Genomic DNA, 17,106 nt, shown 5'->3' with positions numbered 1-17,106 from the left:
AAAATGATATTCTTTTTTTCTGGATGTTTCTGTGATATACTTATACGCGGTCGTATCAGACCGGAAAGGAAATATTATGTTACAAAAATTATATGTTTTTTTCAGGAAAGAAACCGTTTTGTCAATTGCAGTGATCCTGGCGCTTCTTTCTATGTTCTGGGTCAGACCGGATAAGGCTTATTTTACTTATATCGATTTCAGGACTCTCGGGCTCCTCTTCTGTTTGATGGCAATTGTAGCTGGTTTGAAGGCTGTTGGTGTTTTTGATATACTTGCCAAAAAATTGCTGATGGGAACATCGGGAACTGTGGGTGTGATCAGGCTGTTGGTACTCTTATGTTTCTTCCTGTCAATGGTGATCACCAATGATGTGGCATTGATTACTTTTGTTCCTCTTGCACTGATCATTGTGCATAAACTGCCAAAGGAACTGGGCAATTACTGGCTTCTTAAAATAGTAGCCATGCAGACAATCGCTGCTAATCTCGGAAGCATGCTCACACCAATCGGAAATCCGCAGAACCTTTATCTATATGCCAGAGCAGGGATGTCCGCGGCAGAATTAATAACCCTGATGCTTCCCTATTCCGCCACAGCACTTATCCTTCTTCTGATATGGATACAGGTAGCCGCTGCCAAAGCACCTCACGTATGCGGTTCCGAAAAAGATAAAACTCTTTTGGGATTCTCTGACAGAAAAGAACTTAACATGGAATACCTGGCCGCTTACCTGATCTTATTTACAATCTGCCTGCTCACTGTTGCACGTATCATTCCATACCAGATTCCTCTTGTATTGGTTCTTATATATATGCTGCTAAGAAACAGGGAAAATATAAGCAGGGTGGATTACTCCCTGCTTGCCACCTTTATCGCATTATTTATTTTTATCGGCAACCTTGGAAGGATTCCGCAATTCAGCAGTTTTCTGGAAAGAATCATGGCAGGAAGGGAAACACTTACTGCTGTTCTTGCCAGTCAGATTATGAGCAATGTTCCCGCTGCGCTTCTTTTATCCGGCTTTACAGATAATTATCGGGCTTTAATTGTCGGAACCAATATTGGAGGTCTCGGCACTCTGATTGCATCCATGGCAAGCCTGATAAGTTTCAAATATATTGCAAAAGAAAACAGGAATCTGAGAGGGAAGTATTTGGGAATATTCACAGCCTCCAATATTATATTCATGATATTCATGTTAATATTGTATTTTTTTCTTAGATAAAGGTTTTCCCGGAATTACAAAAGCTATAGCAATTCTTTCTTCGCAAAAAATTCTCCGCGGCACTCTCCCATCCTGGAAGAAAAGCCGCGGAGAAATAAATATATTTTCAGTGCCAATACAAAGATCATTAATCTTTACACCACTTTACAACTTTCAAATCGTCTTATAAATATAGTTTTTTCAACCTTCCTATTTTAGTTTTCTATATTCTTCATCACTTACCGGTTCAAGCCATTCATTGGAACCATTTTCGCCCGGAACTTCTATTGCCAGATGTGAAAACCATTCATTCGGTGCTGCGCCATGCCAGTGTTTCACTTCTGCCGGAATATTGATGCAGTTGCCTGGCTTCATTTCTACAGCTTCTTTACCTTCTACCTGATAATATCCTCTTCCGGCAACGCATACCAGAATCTGTCCGCCTCCACTTTTTGCATGATGGATATGCCAGTTATTTCTGCATCCTGGTTCGAATGTCACATTGAAAATTCCAACCTGAGAAGTAGAAATCGGTGCAAGAAAACTCCTGCCCGAAAAATACTGTGCAAAGCCATCGTTTGGTGCACCAATTGGAAATACCATCTCTTTTGCATGCGCCCGCATCGCTTCCTCTTCGTATGGCAAATCTCCTTCGCCTGTTTCCCACACTTCCTTTGCAAGATTGAAAACAGCCCATGCTTTTGGCCAACCTGCATAAAATGCGGCATGTGTGATCACTGCAGCAATCTCTTTTTGTGTCACACCATGATTTTTTGCATTTTGAAGATGATATCTTAAAGAAGAATCCGTAATTCCGGAAGCCATCAGAGCAACCACTGTAATAATGCTTCTTGTTTTTACGTCGATGTCCTGATTATTCCAGTTTTCGCCGAAAAGTACATCATCGTTAAAATGTGCAAATTCCGGTGCGAATTCACCAAGTGTATTTCTCCCTGCTGTCTGTACTATTTTTCCCATATTCTGTATACCTCCATAACGCTGTTATTTATAAAGAGTTTACCCATTCAGTGATTTCCTGTTTCGTTCCACAATTTAACAGTCTGCCTTCTGTAATAACTGCGTCTGATGCAGATGACTGCAATTCTTTCACAGTGTTCCCAAATCCACTTCCTCCGGATGTTGCAAAAAGCACAATCTTTTTACCACTGAAATCGTAAGCTTCTAAAAATGTATTGATGATTGTCGGAGCCACATACCACCAGATTGGGAATCCCAGAAGGATCTCGTCATAAGAACTCATATCCATCTCTTTTTTCATAATTGCCGGTCTATATTTTTTATCACTCATTTCCACACTGCTTCTGGATTTTTTATTCATCCAGTCAAGATCAGGCTTTGTATATGGAACTTTCGGCTCAATCTCAAACAAATCCGCCTTTGCTTCCTCTGCGATCATCTGTGCTACTTTTTTTGTTGTTCCGCTTGCACTGAAAAATGCCACTAATTTTTTACTCATAATAAAAAGCCCCTTTCTATACGTATTTTTCACAAAACAAAAAAATAGATGTATAAGATTTACATTCATCTTACACATCTATTTTAAGCTCTATCGCTTCATTATGTCTAATGCTTATATTGAATTTTGTTTTATGCCTGAAAAGCATTAATCTCCTCGATCATTTTACGGACTGCCAAAGAATATGGGATATTCCGTCGCCAGGCAATCACCGTACTGGTCGTGATTTCAGGAGAAATTCTTCGCTGTACAAGAATATCCTCTCGCCAATACTTTGCAGCACCCTCAATTGAAATTGGATACCCCAGTCCATTTGCTGCCATAACTCCGGCATTCGTTCCAAGATTACTCGTAAAAGCAATCTGTAATTTTGAAAAGTCTTTCCCAAACCAGTTGGCAAGTTCACTTTGAACGTTCATTCTTTCCGGCAGGATCAAGGGCTTTCCAATAAGATCTTCTTTTTTTATAAACTCTTTTTCTGCCAGCGGATCATCCGGCCGCATTCCGACACACCAGTGATCGCAATCTGTGATCCGGATATAATCCAGCCCTTCGGTGTCCACCGGCTCCATGAATAATGCAATATCTACAAGTCCTTTGTTCATCATCTCATACACTACATCTGCTGTTGCAGTATGCAATACAATCTGAACCAGCGGATATTTTTCTTTATATGTTTTACATATCTTCGCCAATGTCTCCACTGCTGCAAATTCACCGCATCCAATGGTTATCGTGCTCTCTACAACCTCTTCTTTTCCTTTCAGTTCCTCAAGCGTCCTTTCCTCAAGATTAAGAATCTCCAAGGCACGCCTTTTTAATAAAATTCCTTCATCAGTGAGCGATATTTTCTTCCCGTTTCGAATAAATAATGTTATTCCCAGGTCCTCTTCAAATGCCGCCATTTGTCTGGATAGCGTTGGCTGGGTAATATGCAATTGTTCTGCTGCTTTTGTAAAGCTCTGTTCTTTTGCTACTGTTAAAAAATAGCGTAATAATCTTAATTCCATATCTTTATATTCCTACAAATTTTTCTTGTAACCATTCTATCATATTGTATCCCAGACATCATCTATATCTTTAATATTTCTATATCCCATAGCAATGATAAATGGATAGAAAAATATGGAATTCGTCTTTCATTATCGCACAATCAAGCATACCGTAATAGTCAAGAATTATATGTCGAAGAAAATCATATTTCAGCTACTGATTCTTCATAATCCATCCGATCTCCAACCATCACTGCTTCTACAGAATGACAGCCAAGCATATTTAATCCGGTTCTCTTTCTTGTTTCTTTAGAATACACCTTACTCTTTTCATAATAGAATAAAACTCTTTTTTCTACAAATATTTTTATATTATATCATCCACACATGAAATCAAATACATAGCACTGTAAAATCAAAGTAAATATTTCGATCAACAGAACCTTTTATGACAACATTTCTTTCACACAAGTACTTCGATAATCACTTGGTGATATTTTATATCTTTCTTTAAATACTCGGTTAAACGTTCTCTGACTTTCAAATCCACTATCCAGACAAATATTTGTAATAGAATCACTCGTATTTTCCAAACGATGGCATGCATAGTTCAGCCTTGCATCGTTAAGATATTGATTAAAGTTTCTATGGAATGTCTTGGAAAAGAGTCTGGATAAAACATATTTGCTCACGCCCAGGTCTTTTGCCATCTCTTCCAACGAAAACTTCTTCTTGAAATTTGCTGATATATAGGAAACTGTCTGGTAAATAAGATCGTTGCTCCCCACACTGCTCTTTTCTACCAAATTTAATTTTCCTATGCAGCGTGCCAACACAATTTGAAGATATGCCTGTGCAACAGTAATATCCGACTGTTCTGTCTCTAAAATTGCATTTATAACCCTATATACCTCCGGTTCAACCTTTTCCGCTTTGATGATTGGATATTCAGGAGCCATGGATTGCATGATATCTGCAAATTTGGCTATCGTAAATGGCGATGCAATCAGATAAGTCGCTTTATTTACACCGGGTGTCAGTACCTGATAGTGATGAATAACATCTGGAAATACAAAGCCTATATCTCCTTTTTCCATATGGTATAGTTCCTGTCCGACACCAAGTTCTAATGATCCACTTGTTACACAAACGATCTCCAGTGCATTATGAAGATGTGGTTCAATATGTTTTGACTTCCTATTTATTGCTATAATCTCCTCTTTTGTGTCAACATATTTTAACTGCATGAAATACTCCCCTTTGCAACATTTGTCTATATCTTCTTTCGATTTGGCAAGCAATCCTTTTACACCTATCTTATAATCAACTTGTAAATAAGGAAAGGAGGAATTGCAAATGAGCAACCTAAAAAAATATCTGAATGACCTTTTAGTATTCTACACTGAATATTTTGTGCATCCTTACCATGTATAAATACTAAAAGGACTATTTTGTGAAAACTGAATATTTTCTTAAGGCCATTTCACAAAAATGAAGTGGTCCTTTTTTATTTTCAAAATACAGTTCAATCACTTTATATATAGAAAAAAGCACTGTCTCATCGAGTAATGACCAGACAACGCTTTCTCCTGTCAATTCTAATTTATGTCTGATGCATCTGTTACTTCATCTGCAGCAATTTTTTTTTCTGCTTTCAGTTTTTTATTTGCATCTTCTACATTCATTCTTGAAAGTACAAACATAATCAATACATCAAAGATTAACGGAAGCCAAAGATACATGAACTGCATCATATCAAGTGCAGACTGTGGCTGAGTTGCATTTGTTCCGACATATCCACTGAACTCAAGCATCCATCCAACAACAGCGGTTCCAATACCTCCACCGATTTTTACACCAAGAGAAGTACAAGAGTACATCGTTCCGTCAATTCTCTTTCCCTGCGTAAGATAAGTGTATTCAGAGCAAGATGCGATAACTGCATTCATATCTCCCTGCCATGGTCCCTGACCTAAGGCTGCAAGAGCTGTAAATGCCATCATCAGCGGAACACTGCCCATATATCCGGCAACAACAACAAGTGCTCTACCGATGACTGCTAAGACGTAACCTCTTAAGTTCAGTTTATACATACCTTTCCACTTACCAACTAATGTCGGTGTGAAAATCAGGGCAATGATCAGTGGAATATTTACTGACCATGCAAATTGTCCAAACAAATTCTTATTTTTCAGTACCCATGTCATGTAATAAATGCCAGCTCCAATCATGGCACCATATAACTGCTGTAAAATATATGTTCCACAAATCATCATGTAATATTTGTTTTTGACAAGAAGCTTGAATGCCTGTACCATTCCATACTTTTCATTATCATTCTTTACTTCTCCTTCATTAAGTTCTTCCTCCGGAAGTTCCTTAACAGAAAGTGCTGAAATCGTATTTACGACCAGACCAATGATTGCATAGATAATAGCAACCGTTCTCCATGCCGCAGCATCTCCACCACATTTATCTACAAATCCAACTGTAACCGCCTGAATCAGAAGACTTGTTGAAAATGCAAAAATAAAACGGTAAGATCCCATCTGTACACGCTCTTTGCTGTTCTTTGTAATCAGTGACGTAAGTGCTGAATAAGCAATATTGTTTGCTGTATAAAACACACCATTTAACAGTGTATAAGAAATAAAGAACCATGCATATTTAGCCGTTGTTCCCAAGCTGACTGGTATTGCAAAACAGCAGACCAGCGTAATGGCACAACCAATATATCCATATAGCATCCAGGGTTTCGCTTTTCCCATTTTACTGTGTGTTTTGTCAATCATTGATCCAAAAAATATATCCGTAAAACCATCAAATAGTTTTGATAGGGCAATCAGGGTACCTACGACACCTGCAGCAAGTCCTACTGAGTCCGTCAGATAGACCATCATAAAAGATGTCAAGAACGCATAGACTACATTACCTGCAATATCGCCTGATCCATATCCAATTTTGTTATACCATTTCAAATACTTTTTTTCTTCCATCGAATTTCTTTGCTCCTCATCTTCATCGCACTTAGAATCTCAATATGGCTAACCGTATGATATCTAATTCTGTTTTTTCTCTGATTTTGTCTGATTGCTCTGTATATCCGGACTTTACATAACAATCAGACTCTCTTTCCTTGTTTACGGGTTACATGAAACTTTATTATCCCTTTATATACGGTATCAGTGTAAACTGGAACCGGAATAATACATCATCAAATCGGTACTGCTCCAATACAACTGGACCACAACTATTAGAACCAATGCCATTTAATGCGTAGTCAACACAGAATACTACACTATCTGATTCTATTAATTCATAATTATGCGTTTTCTTCTCAAGTTCTTCCTGTGTATAATAAGAAGCATTGAATGAAAATGCCTTTTCTGCGGATGCCACAATTCCATATCGGCTGTTGTTAAGCTCTACATATTCACAATCATAATGGCTTCCATTTTCCTGTGGACGGATATAGTCCTCATGTAAATCCCCTACATCTGCCCGGTACAAACCGTGGCTCGCAGCCTGATGTTTATCACAATAACTTTCCTGTGGTCCCATTCCAAAGTATCTTACAGCTGAAAGTTTTTTATCCAGGAACATCCTCACACCAAATCTCGGAAGATCCGGGAATTCATCGTCTTTTGTTACTGCAATATCTGCATCAATCTTTCCAGCAGCTTCTATTTTCCATGTAATCGTCACATCAAGAATCTTCTGTACTGTCTCTGCCACAACGGAAGCATGGCTTGTAATCTTCACACCATGTTTTCCCTGCACAACCTCTGTCGTATAGGCTCTTGTGTAAGCCTTATCATAGTGGGCTTTCTTCCATTCAGACTTGATGTACATATCGTTATCTGTTGGAGCTCTCCAAATATTTAATTCCATCGGATGGTTCAAGTATTCCCGCCCTGCGAATTTCATCTCTGTAAAGAGTGCAGTACGTTTGTCTATGGTATAAGCAAATTCACGCCCCTTGATATGAATCTGTGTATCATTTTCATTTACCTGTAATTCAGAGTCCACTACTGTTTTTGGTATCCATTTCTCTGCAAGTTTACATTTTGTATCCTCTTTACTTACCTCAATTTCATCAAATCCAAGAATATGGTCTTCATCCAACAATGGCAATTCTTTTTTCACATGGTAAATAAGTTTTAAATAACACTTCCCATTCTCTGGAACATTGATCTTCAGGTTTGTTTTTCCTTCCCCGTGTGGTGCCACAGAAAACTCCGGAAGTATGCCTTTGCTGATCACAAGACCATCCTGTGTCAGCTCATAACTAATCTTCACATAATCTTTCAAGTCATCAAAATCCATGTAGTTATGAAGCACCAGTTCTCCGCTTTCTTTGTTATAGGAAATAACTCTTGCCGGGCGATAAACATTCTTGTATTCCAAAAGTCCTGTATGTACCGTTCTGTCCGGATATACTAATCCATCCATACAGAAGTTGCCATCATGAATTTCTTCGCCATGGTCGCCCCCATAAGCATATATAGTCTTTCCATTCTCAGCAGTTCCATGAGCAATCGCATGGTCACACCATTCCCAGACAAAGCCGCCGCACATTTTATCATTATCCTGAATCATCTGGAAGTAATCTTCAAAATCTCCAGGTCCGTTTCCCATGCTGTGACAGTACTCTACCAAAAGGAAGGGTTTGCTTCCATCTTTATCCAGATATTCCTGAATTTCGGAAAGCGCTGGGTACATCCGGCTGTACACATCCAGATTGCTGTAATCATATGTTTCATCATAATTACGATATCTTGCACTCTCATATTGTGTGATACGGTCTGAATCAAAATTCTTTGTCCATTCCAGTGCTTTTTCAAAGTTGCAGCCATAAGCACTCTCATTTCCCATTGACCACATGACAATACAGAAACGGTTTTTGTCACGTTCCACCATGAGTTTTACGCGATCAACGATTGCCTCTTCCCATACCGGATCATCTGCAATCTTCTCATTCCATCGTTTGAACCGATTGTAATCAGTGTCTTCTTTTCTGTAGATCATAAATGGACCATGAGCTTCAATATCTGCTTCATCTATTACCATGAATCCATACTTGTCACACATTTCATAGAAAAATGGTGCGTTCGGATAGTGGCTGGAACGGATCGCATTAAAATTATGCTGCTTCATTAACGTAAGATCGGTTGTAATCTGTTCCGGATTGATTGTAAATCCAGTAACCGGATCAGAATCATGTCGATTGACACCACGGAATTTAATCTTCTGTCCATTTAAATAAATAACCTGGTCTTTAATCTCTATCTTTCTTAATGCAATGTGATCTACAATTACTTCATTCTCTGTTTCAAGAATCAGTTTATATAGATATGGATTTTCTGTATTCCAAAGTTCCGGACTTGCGATTTCTAATACAGCTGTTCCTTCTTCAGCAATACTTCCTAGTGCTACAACTGCTCCGTTTCTATCTTCAATCGAAATTTTTACATTTAACGGAGAGTAGAATTTCATTTCAATTTCTACTTTCGCAAGCATATTCTCAATTCTTGTTTTAATATGATAATTACTGATTGCCTGTTTTGGGCGTTTCAAAATGTACACATCCCGGAAAATACCACTCATACGGAATTTGTCCTGATCTTCCAAATAGGAACCATCACACCACTTCATTACCAACACTGCCACCGTATTCGTTCCATCCTGAAGTACATCGGTAACATCAAACTCACTGGTCATATGCGAAACCTGGCTGTATCCTATGTAAGAGCCATTGATCCATACGTAAAAGCAACTGTCTACTCCTTCAAAGTTCAAAAAAGATTTTGGCGCTTTCTCATCTCTACTGTACTCAAAAGTATGTACATAGGCTCCACACGGAATGTCCTGTGGCACATATGGTGGATCAAACGGAAATGGATACCGGATGTTTGTATACTGGTGTGTATCATATCCAGCCATCTGCCATACACTTGGAACCTGAATCTCATCAAAATTTTTGGTATCATAATTCTTCTCAAAGAAAGAATCCTGAATGTCATAGATGCTGTTAAAATACTGGAATTTCCAAGTTCCATTCAATAACTGCATACGATCTGACTCTTCTCTGTGTTCCACCAAGTTATCCATTCTTCTGGATGCCGGAATATAATAGGCTCTGGCTGGCATTGTGTTTTCGTGCAGTACGCTTAGATTTTCATAATAACGTGGTACGATCATAAATAGCTCTCCTCCAATACATATACTTTTTTGTTCTTTGTTTTCCTACAGCAAACCTTATACTTTACTTTTTGTTTACGTTCCTTAGTTATGCTATATATAGCTTATCTTAATTCGCAAAATATGTCTATAAATTGGATTAGACAAAATATGCACTAAATGATACAATGATAAAAAGTACGAAAAGAGGTGCTGTCCTATGTATTTGAACACCGGTTATTTGAACCACTCACATATGGATTTCAAAGACAAAAGTCGTCAGCTGATTGTCGGTAGCTGTGGTACTTACCGTCTTTCCAGACATCCCAAACTTCCGACCTACCGTCCAAGGGGTCGTCTGGATTATCAGATTATATATATCACTGCTGGTTGTGGGCATTTTCATTTTGATAATGTAAATAATGAAACGATTGTTCCAGCCGGCAACATTGTACTGTACAGACCGAAAGAACTCCAAAAATATGAATATTACGGAGAAGATAAGACAGAAGTATACTGGATTCACTTCACAGGAAGCAATGTGAAAAATATCTTACGTCAATATGGGTTTCCGGATAAAGAACGTGTCTTTCAAGTGGGTACATCTAATGAATATGAACAAATTTTCAAACGTATCATTATCGAGCTCCAACGCTGTCAAGACAATTATGAGGAAATGCTTGTCCTTTTGCTACGTCATCTTCTGATCAGTTTCCACCGGGAACTGACAAGAGAGCACATATTAAAAAATGAATATCTTGATCATGAGATGGATAATGCTGTTACCTTTTTCAGTGAAAACTACAATCAAAATATCAATATTGATGATTATGCTGCCTCACGAGGCATGAGTGTCAGCTGGTTTATCCGAAATTTCAAAAAATATACCGGTTCTACACCAATGCAATTCATTGTGGGAATCCGCATCAACAATGCTCAGATGTTACTTGAAACAACAACTTATTCCATCAATGAGATTTCTAAGATTGTCGGATATGATAACCAGCTTTATTTCAGTCGGCTTTTTCACAAGTTGAAAGGATATTCGCCGAGAGAATACCGAAAGCTGAGAAACAAATTCTGAAATCCACAAAGAGGATACCACCGAATTATCAAAACAATGATTTGTAAGGAACCGACACCGAACCAGCATACTTCGGAGCCATCTATCTTAAAACAAAGCCTGCCGGAACACATATCATTCCCGCAGGCTTTTCCTATGCCTTATACAATCACTCTCTCTTCCCAAAATCCAAACTAATCCATCCAGCCCCGGATTTCAGTTTTCCCCATCCTTTCACAGTACCCTTACCATTTTTCACTTCTACAATAGTAAACACGCCAACTCCGGTAAACTTCCCGGTCTTCGCTGTATCTGTTCCCGCGCCTTCCATAATTTGAAGAAGCCTGGGTAGATGATTTATGAAACCAGTCTCCCAGACCTTCTGCTGTACACTGACCTACTACACAGTGCGGCGATATTCTGTCAATCTGCTCCGTTCTCAGTCCGGAATGGTTCGGACTGAGCATCGTGTACACCACCAAAGAACTATTACTGTATCCCATAATCACTCACCTTCTTCCTCATCCTCTGATGCATCATCGGAGTCTCCCTCACTTTTATCATGCAACTGACCAAGAACCTCTTTCATTTTCTTGGGGATCGGCAGCCCCAGATGTCCTGCATTCTCCAACAAACTCACACCCTCATTGGAAATATAGAAAAAAATCACCGCTGTCCTCAGCACAGATCCGCTGAATTAGCAGTATTGATCTTATAAACTCCCTTCTTATCATAAGAAGGCACATATAGATACCCCTTCCTCACACAGCATTTTACATTCCGCTCTGGATAGGAACCGTCCTTTGCCCTTGTGCCCACTTCCGACAGCTTCGCCTTGGACAGTGTCCAGCTTCTCTCCGTAAAGGAATAATCCTTTTTGGAGATCCGGATCCACACCATCTTCGCATCCCCGGAAGAATTCGGCTCATTGGAAAATCCATACCAGTATCCGTCATGTCCGTCCATAAATTCCCCGTACTTCGTATAATCCCCCAGGAACGTAAAACTTTCCGTTGTCAGTGTCTGTTCCTCCAGTACGGTATACGTGGTATCATCCAGCTTCTCATTCAGTCCGATGTTAAACACCGGGATCCGGATCTTCGTAATGGTCACACTGGAAGTCCCAAAGGTGATGGAATACAGCAGATTCTTTTCAAAATCCAGTTCCACTGCCTCAAACAGTGTCATCTGCTTCGTCTGCCCGATCTCATGCACGGAAGCATTGGTAAACGTGTGAATCCCGATCCTCTGCCTGATGGAAGTGATACAGGTGATCTGTCCCTCATCGGCCTGTCCTCCTGCAAACGTAAGCACATCCCCCGGATCCAGCTTCAGAAGCTTCTCCACATCCTTCAGCTGACTCTGCGTATTCCTGATTTCTGTATTAACCCCTTTCAGGGCAGTCTGCAATTTCGTGGTATCGCCGCCAATCTCGACAGTGATCCCCTTAATTCTGTTCCCTGCCATACGGCTCACCCCCTAAATCCCATAATAAAGGCACAAAAAAAGCACCTGCCATCCTGACAAATGCTTTCATCATTATTTTTATTTTTTTCTTTCCTGAAACCTGGAACTTTAAATATGCTTTATAAGTTTTTTCCAATATTTTCAAGTTCTTTTATAGAATCCTTGTTTTTTGCAAGTTCATCACTGGCTGTTGCATAATATGATTTTTGGAAAATCATATCCCATGAAAGATATTTCGCCATGCAATCGAACTGTTTGTCAATTAACTCATACTGGATACTGTCCACCGGGGATCCTCCCACAACGATTGTTCCAACTTTTTTATTTTTCAGCTGCAAACCGCGGCAGTAGCACTTATCAATAATAAGTTTCAACTGCGCAGACATTCCCCACCAATATACCGGAGTAGCAAAAAGAATCACATCTGCAGCAGTAATTTTATCAATCGTGGGATTTGTATCATCCTGATCAATACATCCTTTATAACATTGACAGGCCCCACATCCCTTACAAGGTGCTATATGAAGTCTGTCTGGTTGGATGATTTCAATCTCATTCTTTTCTGACGCCCCTTTTATAAATGCGTCAATCGCCGTCAGCGTGTTTCCCCTTCTGGCACTTCCGTTAATAATTACGATTTTCATGTATGTTACCTCCAGTTTCTGATTTCATGAAATCATTATACCTTTTTTCGCTTATCCTGTCATCATGTTTCACCAATCAGAACCTGTCAAAATCCTCCTGTGTAGCAACCTTTCTCCATCCTTTGTACTCATCATTCCTGCTCTCCACAAACATATCATTCACCATCCCGATAGTCAGCAGATCCAGGGAAGACTTTTCCGGATCCCCGTCCCCGATACTCTTTTCCAGAACAGATAAATCCTTGTAGATATCCCTCTGGAACTTAATCCTGTAAATACGCGGAATGGCGGCAGAAGCCTTAAAAGCAACCGCCTTCCCGTCAATCTCAATCTTCTTCATCATGCTCATATCTGAATCCTCCTCAGCTCAGTGCTTTTCCATTTCCTGAAGCATCCACAACAGACTTTCCACTATCAGATGCCTGCAAAGAAACCGGATCTGCAGCCGGCAGATACACCGACTTATACCAGTCTGCATAAACAGTTGCATCCGTAGTATTCCCTGTCTTTGCCTTTACCTCCACGCATTGGTGTCTGCTTGCCATCATTTGCTATATACGCCGGAGCTTCTCTCTTTGCGATAAACTCCTCTGCATGTTGTCTGATTGTATCCATGTCTTGCCTCCCGGCTCGGTCGTTGCTCCTGCTACGCAGGGTCGTCCACTGGACGACCGCAACCTTTTTCGTTTATGTAATCAATATCCTTCTGCTTCAGATGGAAACTGCTTCGAAACTTAGAATTATCCAGTCGCTCAAACAACTGTTTGTACCATTCATCCTTCGTCATATCATCACCACAAATCGTATTGTTTCATAGTCTCTGCATTTCGATATTCATGTTTCTCATAATATCCTATCAACTTCCCATCATCTCTGAGTGCCACCATATAAACATCTTTATTCTGTTTCTCATTGTGAAAAGTATAAATGATATTATGACTTTCATCTACTGCAAACCAGTCCACTACCTGCTGTGTTTTATCTCTTGATTCTGGATTATGACAATCTAACAGTCTTCTTCCAATAAGTTTATCGCCACCTCGCTTCGCATAGCTAATAACAGCTGTCGGATTCATATAAATAATCTCATGCTTAAGATTGCATATAACAACGGATGCCCTGTCCTGATCAACAATACTTTTATAAAAGCTGACCATCTATCTTTTTATGTATTTTTGTCTTCTTACTTTTTGCCATTTTATGTTATCCTTAGAACTTCACTACTTCCGGCTCATGTGTAAATGATGAAAATGTAGCTGTCGCATTCTTAAAATAGAACACCTCTGTATTTCCATCATCTGCTGAGTACATATTCTGTAAAGATGGATAAGCATCAAGCATAGACTGTCTTGCTTCTCTTCTATTATCTTCTACAAGTTCTCCTGCTACACGAAGCCACTCTCCATTCTTAAATGCACAGATTTCCACCTTTGGATTTGCATGAATCTGTTTTGAAACATCCTTCACCTTACCGGTCTGAATATACAATTTTCCCTCAAAAATATGTGCTGTTCCAAAAGGTCTTACCCTTGGCTGATCTCCTTCCACTGTTGCCAAATAATATATTTCTGCTTCTTTCAAAAAATTTACTACTCGTTCCATGGTATAATCCTCCTGCCTTAACTGTTTATCAGATACTTATAATAAATTACAACTATTCTTAGTATAACATATATTGCTTTATTAAGTATCAATAATTTGCTTTATGAGAAGATTGGAAAGAACGAGCCGGTATGTATTGCGGATGAAGTACCGTTTGAGATTCCGGATAGTTGGGAGTGGGTGAGAATTAGTTCCATCGGAAGTATTGTCCGAGGAAGTGGAATAAAAAGAGCCGAAACCATTGAATTTGGAAAACCTTGCGTACGCTACGAAGAGCTATACACAACATATCACACGTCTTTCAATCAAGCGGTTTCGTTTGTTTCAGAAGATTTATTTGAACGATGCAAGCATTTCTCTTACGGCGATATTCTTATGACTCTCGCCGGCGAGAATAAGCCTGATATAGTCAATGCTGTGGCTTATCTTGGGAATGATTTAATTGCAGCTGGCGGAGATCTGGCATATTGGACAGCTCATGGAATGAATCCTCTTTACTTCACATACCTTATGGCATCGCCGTATATAGTTGGACGAAAGGTTAATCTTGCTACCGGAAATATTATTGTTCATATTTCTGGTGATAAGTTAGGAACAATTTTAATTCCAATACCTCCATTGTCTGAGCAACAGCGTATCGTTGATAAAATCCTTGAAGCAGAAGTAAAGTTGGCAGAATATGTTGGAAAAGAAAATTCGTTGAATGTATTATGTATTACAAAATAATTTTCCTGATGCCCTGAAAAAATCAATTCTCCAATGGGCAGTACAAGGTAAACTTGTACCACAAGACCCAAATGATGAGCCGGCTTCCGTTCTTCTGGAGCGTATTCGTGCAGAGAAGCAAAAGTTAATAGCTGAACAGAAAGCGTTAACTCACTGTAAGGAGAAGGTATTTTGTGATGAATGTGAAAATACCAAATGGATAAGTCTGGATGTAAAAAAATAATTGTTCATTTGTTAGGCATAAAAGAAGATGGGTCAGATGTAATAGGTGTATATCCTTTATTGCCAAATGGTACATGCAGATTTATTGTATTTGATTTGATAATCATGAAAAAGGAGCAGAGGTTACGGACTTTCAATCGCGAGCGTGTACTTGCTGCGCAGGATGAACTCCAGATGCGAATAGCGCGGATTGGGGTTGCAAAACAATTGTCGGACTTGTAGATTCTGAAAATCCGTATATGGAATTATAACAGAAATGAATTACCTATGAAAAATACCTGACGATTGATTGCTGTTATATTCTGTTGCAGCAATAAAACAAGAGTAAAAATTAGTAGTAATGCTATCCGAATAATTTCCGCTATTTTCCCCTAAATGTAAAAGTTCTAATCAATGTTGTCAAATTACATATAACTGTTGTTAAAGAGGCAGAGTCGGTAACCAGCCAGCTATGAGCTGCGATTACCCGACTAAGGGAACGCCGCAGGGCGGCATCCTATCCAATATCGTACTGAATGAATTGGACTGGTGGGTGGCCTCCCAATGGGAGAACATGCCCACTCACTACGAGTACAAAACCAGACAGAATTTCTCATGTGCCATAAAGTAACACAAAAAACAACAGACAGCCACCACAATTCCGTAATGATTGATGCTTGACAGTCTCCTTCAAGTTCGCTATAATAATAAACGCAAAATTTTAGTGGACTTTTCCGGATTCGGTCATCTTTTTGCCACACAGCTATCTTGTGATAGTTGTGTGGCTTTTTTGTTGCCTGTATCTCGGAAGTATTAGCAGAATGGAGGACTATATCTGTATGGAAAAAAAATTTTTGTCTCTTATCAAGACACGCCGTAGTGTACGGGCTTATAAATCGGAACCTGTCCCTTCCAAGGTTTTGGACGCTGTACTGGAAGCAGGGACTTACGCTCCTACCGGCGGAGGACATCAATCTCCAACCATCATTGCAATTACAGACTCCAAATATAGGCGGGCGATTGCATTGGGCTATCCTGCCCAGGAAGCCGGTCAGCACGCAGCACGCAAACAAAACTATATTGTTCGGACAATTTGTGGAGAAGAGGGAAAGCATGCAAACCAATAACAAAATGGCGGTTGCGCCCGTTGGAAAACTCATCTGGCAAATGTCGATACCGCCGCTGATTTCCATGTTTCTGCAATATTCCTATAATCTGATAGACAGCGCGTTTGTAGCGCGGCTGAGTGAAAATGCTTTGACGGCGGTTTCCCTGTCGTTTCCCATTACAACTTTGATGAATGCGACATCTATCTGGATCGGCGTTGGCGTGAATGTAATGATTGCAGGGTATCTTGGACAGAGAAAGCAGAATGAGGCAAATGCTACCGTCACACATGGATTATTACTGGCCTTTGGAATTGGTGCTTTGCTCAATCTTCTGTCATTACTGATTATGAAACCCTACTTTGGGGCATTCACCAATAACGAAGAAAGCTTGAATGAAAAAGTAAATTCTACATTCTAATATACCTTGATTTTATGCGGGAT

Annotated in this window: 19 protein-coding genes and 4 pseudogenes; 6 read left to right on the top strand and 17 right to left on the bottom strand. The window is 39.5% G+C overall.

What is annotated here, in order from left to right; genetic code table 11:
- Positions 1–76: 76 nt before the first annotated feature.
- Positions 77–1,225, top strand: coding sequence for an SLC13 family permease (locus G4417_RS12895; RefSeq protein WP_118254229.1), 1,149 nt, complete (start codon positions 77–79; stop codon positions 1,223–1,225).
- 189 nt (positions 1,226–1,414) lie between these two features.
- On the opposite strand, the gene G4417_RS12890 is transcribed toward G4417_RS12895, so the two are convergent.
- The 6 genes from G4417_RS12890 to G4417_RS12865 form a co-directional block, all read right to left on the bottom strand.
- Positions 1,415–2,182 (bottom strand): carboxymuconolactone decarboxylase family protein, encoded by a 768-nt coding sequence (locus G4417_RS12890; RefSeq protein WP_173683758.1) that lies wholly within the window; start codon positions 2,180–2,182, stop codon positions 1,415–1,417.
- A 28-nt stretch (positions 2,183–2,210) separates the two neighbouring features.
- Entirely contained in the window at positions 2,211–2,681 is a 471-nt protein-coding gene (locus G4417_RS12885; RefSeq protein ID WP_026648204.1) for a flavodoxin, read from the bottom strand.
- Positions 2,682–2,812: 131 nt separating this feature from the next.
- Positions 2,813–3,691, bottom strand: a complete 879-nt coding sequence (locus G4417_RS12880; RefSeq protein ID WP_119234895.1) for a LysR family transcriptional regulator — start codon at positions 3,689–3,691, stop codon at positions 2,813–2,815.
- Positions 3,692–4,119: 428 nt separating this feature from the next.
- On the bottom strand, positions 4,120–4,920 hold the full coding sequence (locus G4417_RS12875; RefSeq protein ID WP_015527044.1) for a helix-turn-helix transcriptional regulator: 801 nt from the start codon (positions 4,918–4,920) through the stop codon (positions 4,120–4,122).
- Between the two features lie 351 nt (positions 4,921–5,271).
- The gene (locus tag G4417_RS12870) at positions 5,272–6,669 is read right to left on the bottom strand and encodes an MFS transporter (RefSeq protein WP_173683757.1); all 1,398 of its coding nucleotides are present in this window, start codon (positions 6,667–6,669) and stop codon (positions 5,272–5,274) included.
- 166 nt (positions 6,670–6,835) lie between these two features.
- Positions 6,836–9,874, bottom strand: coding sequence for a glycoside hydrolase family 2 TIM barrel-domain containing protein (locus tag G4417_RS12865; protein ID WP_173683756.1), 3,039 nt, complete (start codon positions 9,872–9,874; stop codon positions 6,836–6,838).
- Between the two features lie 199 nt (positions 9,875–10,073).
- On the opposite strand from G4417_RS12865, the gene G4417_RS12860 reads away from it, so the two are divergent.
- Positions 10,074–10,937 (top strand): AraC family transcriptional regulator, encoded by an 864-nt coding sequence (locus G4417_RS12860; RefSeq protein ID WP_173683755.1) that lies wholly within the window; start codon positions 10,074–10,076, stop codon positions 10,935–10,937.
- Between the two features lie 224 nt (positions 10,938–11,161).
- Here the strand turns inward: G4417_RS12860 and G4417_RS12855 are convergent, their stop codons facing one another.
- From G4417_RS12855 to G4417_RS12800, 11 genes and pseudogenes are all read right to left on the bottom strand, one after another.
- The gene (locus G4417_RS12855) at positions 11,162–11,419 is read right to left on the bottom strand and encodes a hypothetical protein (RefSeq protein WP_243268924.1); all 258 of its coding nucleotides are present in this window, start codon (positions 11,417–11,419) and stop codon (positions 11,162–11,164) included.
- A gap of 2 nt (positions 11,420–11,421) precedes the next feature.
- Positions 11,422–11,610 (bottom strand): annotated as a pseudogene (locus tag G4417_RS12850) (phage holin family protein); the annotation flags it as partial.
- A pseudogene (locus G4417_RS17575) lies at positions 11,601–12,116 on the bottom strand (hypothetical protein); the annotation flags it as partial. The pseudogenes G4417_RS12850 and G4417_RS17575, both read right to left, overlap by 10 nt.
- 114 nt (positions 12,117–12,230) lie before the next feature.
- Positions 12,231–12,383: pseudogene (locus G4417_RS17570) on the bottom strand (phage tail tape measure protein); the annotation flags it as partial.
- Positions 12,364–12,528: a hypothetical protein gene (locus G4417_RS12835; protein WP_173717692.1), complete on the bottom strand. Its 165-nt coding sequence runs from the start codon at positions 12,526–12,528 to the stop codon at positions 12,364–12,366. The pseudogene G4417_RS17570 and the gene G4417_RS12835, both read right to left, overlap by 20 nt.
- On the bottom strand, positions 12,503–13,027 hold the full coding sequence (locus G4417_RS12830; protein ID WP_055059602.1) for a flavodoxin family protein: 525 nt from the start codon (positions 13,025–13,027) through the stop codon (positions 12,503–12,505). Before G4417_RS12830 ends, G4417_RS12835 begins: the two co-directional genes overlap by 26 nt.
- 76 nt (positions 13,028–13,103) lie before the next feature.
- Positions 13,104–13,376 (bottom strand): hypothetical protein, encoded by a 273-nt coding sequence (locus G4417_RS12825; protein WP_195566946.1) that lies wholly within the window; start codon positions 13,374–13,376, stop codon positions 13,104–13,106.
- 13 nt (positions 13,377–13,389) lie between these two features.
- Positions 13,390–13,551 (bottom strand): hypothetical protein, encoded by a 162-nt coding sequence (locus tag G4417_RS12820; protein ID WP_330598340.1) that lies wholly within the window; start codon positions 13,549–13,551, stop codon positions 13,390–13,392.
- A pseudogene (locus G4417_RS17770) lies at positions 13,547–13,814 on the bottom strand (DUF4186 family protein); the annotation flags it as partial. The pseudogene G4417_RS17770 and the gene G4417_RS12820, both read right to left, overlap by 5 nt.
- Before the next feature lie 4 nt (positions 13,815–13,818).
- Complete coding sequence (locus G4417_RS12805) at positions 13,819–14,184, bottom strand: PAS domain-containing protein (protein ID WP_173683753.1); 366 nt, start codon at positions 14,182–14,184, stop codon at positions 13,819–13,821.
- A 52-nt stretch (positions 14,185–14,236) separates the two neighbouring features.
- Positions 14,237–14,629: a pyridoxamine 5'-phosphate oxidase family protein gene (locus G4417_RS12800; RefSeq protein ID WP_173683752.1), complete on the bottom strand. Its 393-nt coding sequence runs from the start codon at positions 14,627–14,629 to the stop codon at positions 14,237–14,239.
- Between the two features lie 96 nt (positions 14,630–14,725).
- On the opposite strand from G4417_RS12800, the gene G4417_RS12795 reads away from it, so the two are divergent.
- From G4417_RS12795 to G4417_RS12780, 4 genes are all read left to right on the top strand, one after another.
- Positions 14,726–15,355, top strand: a complete 630-nt coding sequence (locus G4417_RS12795; RefSeq protein WP_173683751.1) for a restriction endonuclease subunit S — start codon at positions 14,726–14,728, stop codon at positions 15,353–15,355.
- Complete coding sequence (locus G4417_RS17000; protein ID WP_243872142.1) at positions 15,333–15,578, top strand: hypothetical protein; 246 nt, start codon at positions 15,333–15,335, stop codon at positions 15,576–15,578. Before G4417_RS12795 ends, G4417_RS17000 begins: the two co-directional genes overlap by 23 nt.
- An 817-nt stretch (positions 15,579–16,395) precedes the next feature.
- Positions 16,396–16,683, top strand: a complete 288-nt coding sequence (locus G4417_RS12785; protein WP_173683750.1) for a nitroreductase family protein — start codon at positions 16,396–16,398, stop codon at positions 16,681–16,683.
- Positions 16,670–17,083 (top strand): MATE family efflux transporter, encoded by a 414-nt coding sequence (locus G4417_RS12780; RefSeq protein WP_243872141.1) that lies wholly within the window; start codon positions 16,670–16,672, stop codon positions 17,081–17,083. Before G4417_RS12785 ends, G4417_RS12780 begins: the two co-directional genes overlap by 14 nt.
- Positions 17,084–17,106 lie beyond the last annotated feature (23 nt).

Source organism: Blautia wexlerae (assembly GCF_013300825.1).
Lineage (GTDB): Bacteria > Bacillota > Clostridia > Lachnospirales > Lachnospiraceae > Blautia_A > Blautia_A wexlerae_B.
The sequence above is the reverse complement of the archived record's forward strand: the minus strand, read 5'-3'. Positions and strand labels throughout refer to the sequence as shown.

What these genes read in the sequence shown, in the direction of transcription:
- G4417_RS12895 (WP_118254229.1), top strand. Translation starts at nt 77, where the DNA reads ATGTTACAAAAATTATATGTTTTTTTCAGGAAAGAAACCGTTTTGTCA.
- G4417_RS12890 (WP_173683758.1), bottom strand. Translation starts at nt 2,182, where the DNA reads ATGGGAAAAATAGTACAGACAGCAGGGAGAAATACACTTGGTGAATTC.
- G4417_RS12885 (WP_026648204.1), bottom strand. Translation starts at nt 2,681, where the DNA reads ATGAGTAAAAAATTAGTGGCATTTTTCAGTGCAAGCGGAACAACAAAA.
- G4417_RS12880 (WP_119234895.1), bottom strand. Translation starts at nt 3,691, where the DNA reads ATGGAATTAAGATTATTACGCTATTTTTTAACAGTAGCAAAAGAACAG.
- G4417_RS12875 (WP_015527044.1), bottom strand. Translation starts at nt 4,920, where the DNA reads ATGCAGTTAAAATATGTTGACACAAAAGAGGAGATTATAGCAATAAAT.
- G4417_RS12870 (WP_173683757.1), bottom strand. Translation starts at nt 6,669, where the DNA reads ATGGAAGAAAAAAAGTATTTGAAATGGTATAACAAAATTGGATATGGA.
- G4417_RS12865 (WP_173683756.1), bottom strand. Translation starts at nt 9,874, where the DNA reads ATGATCGTACCACGTTATTATGAAAATCTAAGCGTACTGCACGAAAAC.
- G4417_RS12860 (WP_173683755.1), top strand. Translation starts at nt 10,074, where the DNA reads ATGTATTTGAACACCGGTTATTTGAACCACTCACATATGGATTTCAAA.
- G4417_RS12855 (WP_243268924.1), bottom strand. Translation starts at nt 11,419, where the DNA reads ATGGGATACAGTAATAGTTCTTTGGTGGTGTACACGATGCTCAGTCCG.
- G4417_RS12830 (WP_055059602.1), bottom strand. Translation starts at nt 13,027, where the DNA reads ATGAAAATCGTAATTATTAACGGAAGTGCCAGAAGGGGAAACACGCTG.
- G4417_RS12825 (WP_195566946.1), bottom strand. Translation starts at nt 13,376, where the DNA reads ATGAGCATGATGAAGAAGATTGAGATTGACGGGAAGGCGGTTGCTTTT.
- G4417_RS12805 (WP_173683753.1), bottom strand. Translation starts at nt 14,184, where the DNA reads ATGGTCAGCTTTTATAAAAGTATTGTTGATCAGGACAGGGCATCCGTT.
- G4417_RS12800 (WP_173683752.1), bottom strand. Translation starts at nt 14,629, where the DNA reads ATGGAACGAGTAGTAAATTTTTTGAAAGAAGCAGAAATATATTATTTG.
- G4417_RS17000 (WP_243872142.1), top strand. Translation starts at nt 15,333, where the DNA reads ATGTATTATGTATTACAAAATAATTTTCCTGATGCCCTGAAAAAATCA.
- G4417_RS12785 (WP_173683750.1), top strand. Translation starts at nt 16,396, where the DNA reads ATGGAAAAAAAATTTTTGTCTCTTATCAAGACACGCCGTAGTGTACGG.
- G4417_RS12780 (WP_243872141.1), top strand. Translation starts at nt 16,670, where the DNA reads ATGCAAACCAATAACAAAATGGCGGTTGCGCCCGTTGGAAAACTCATC.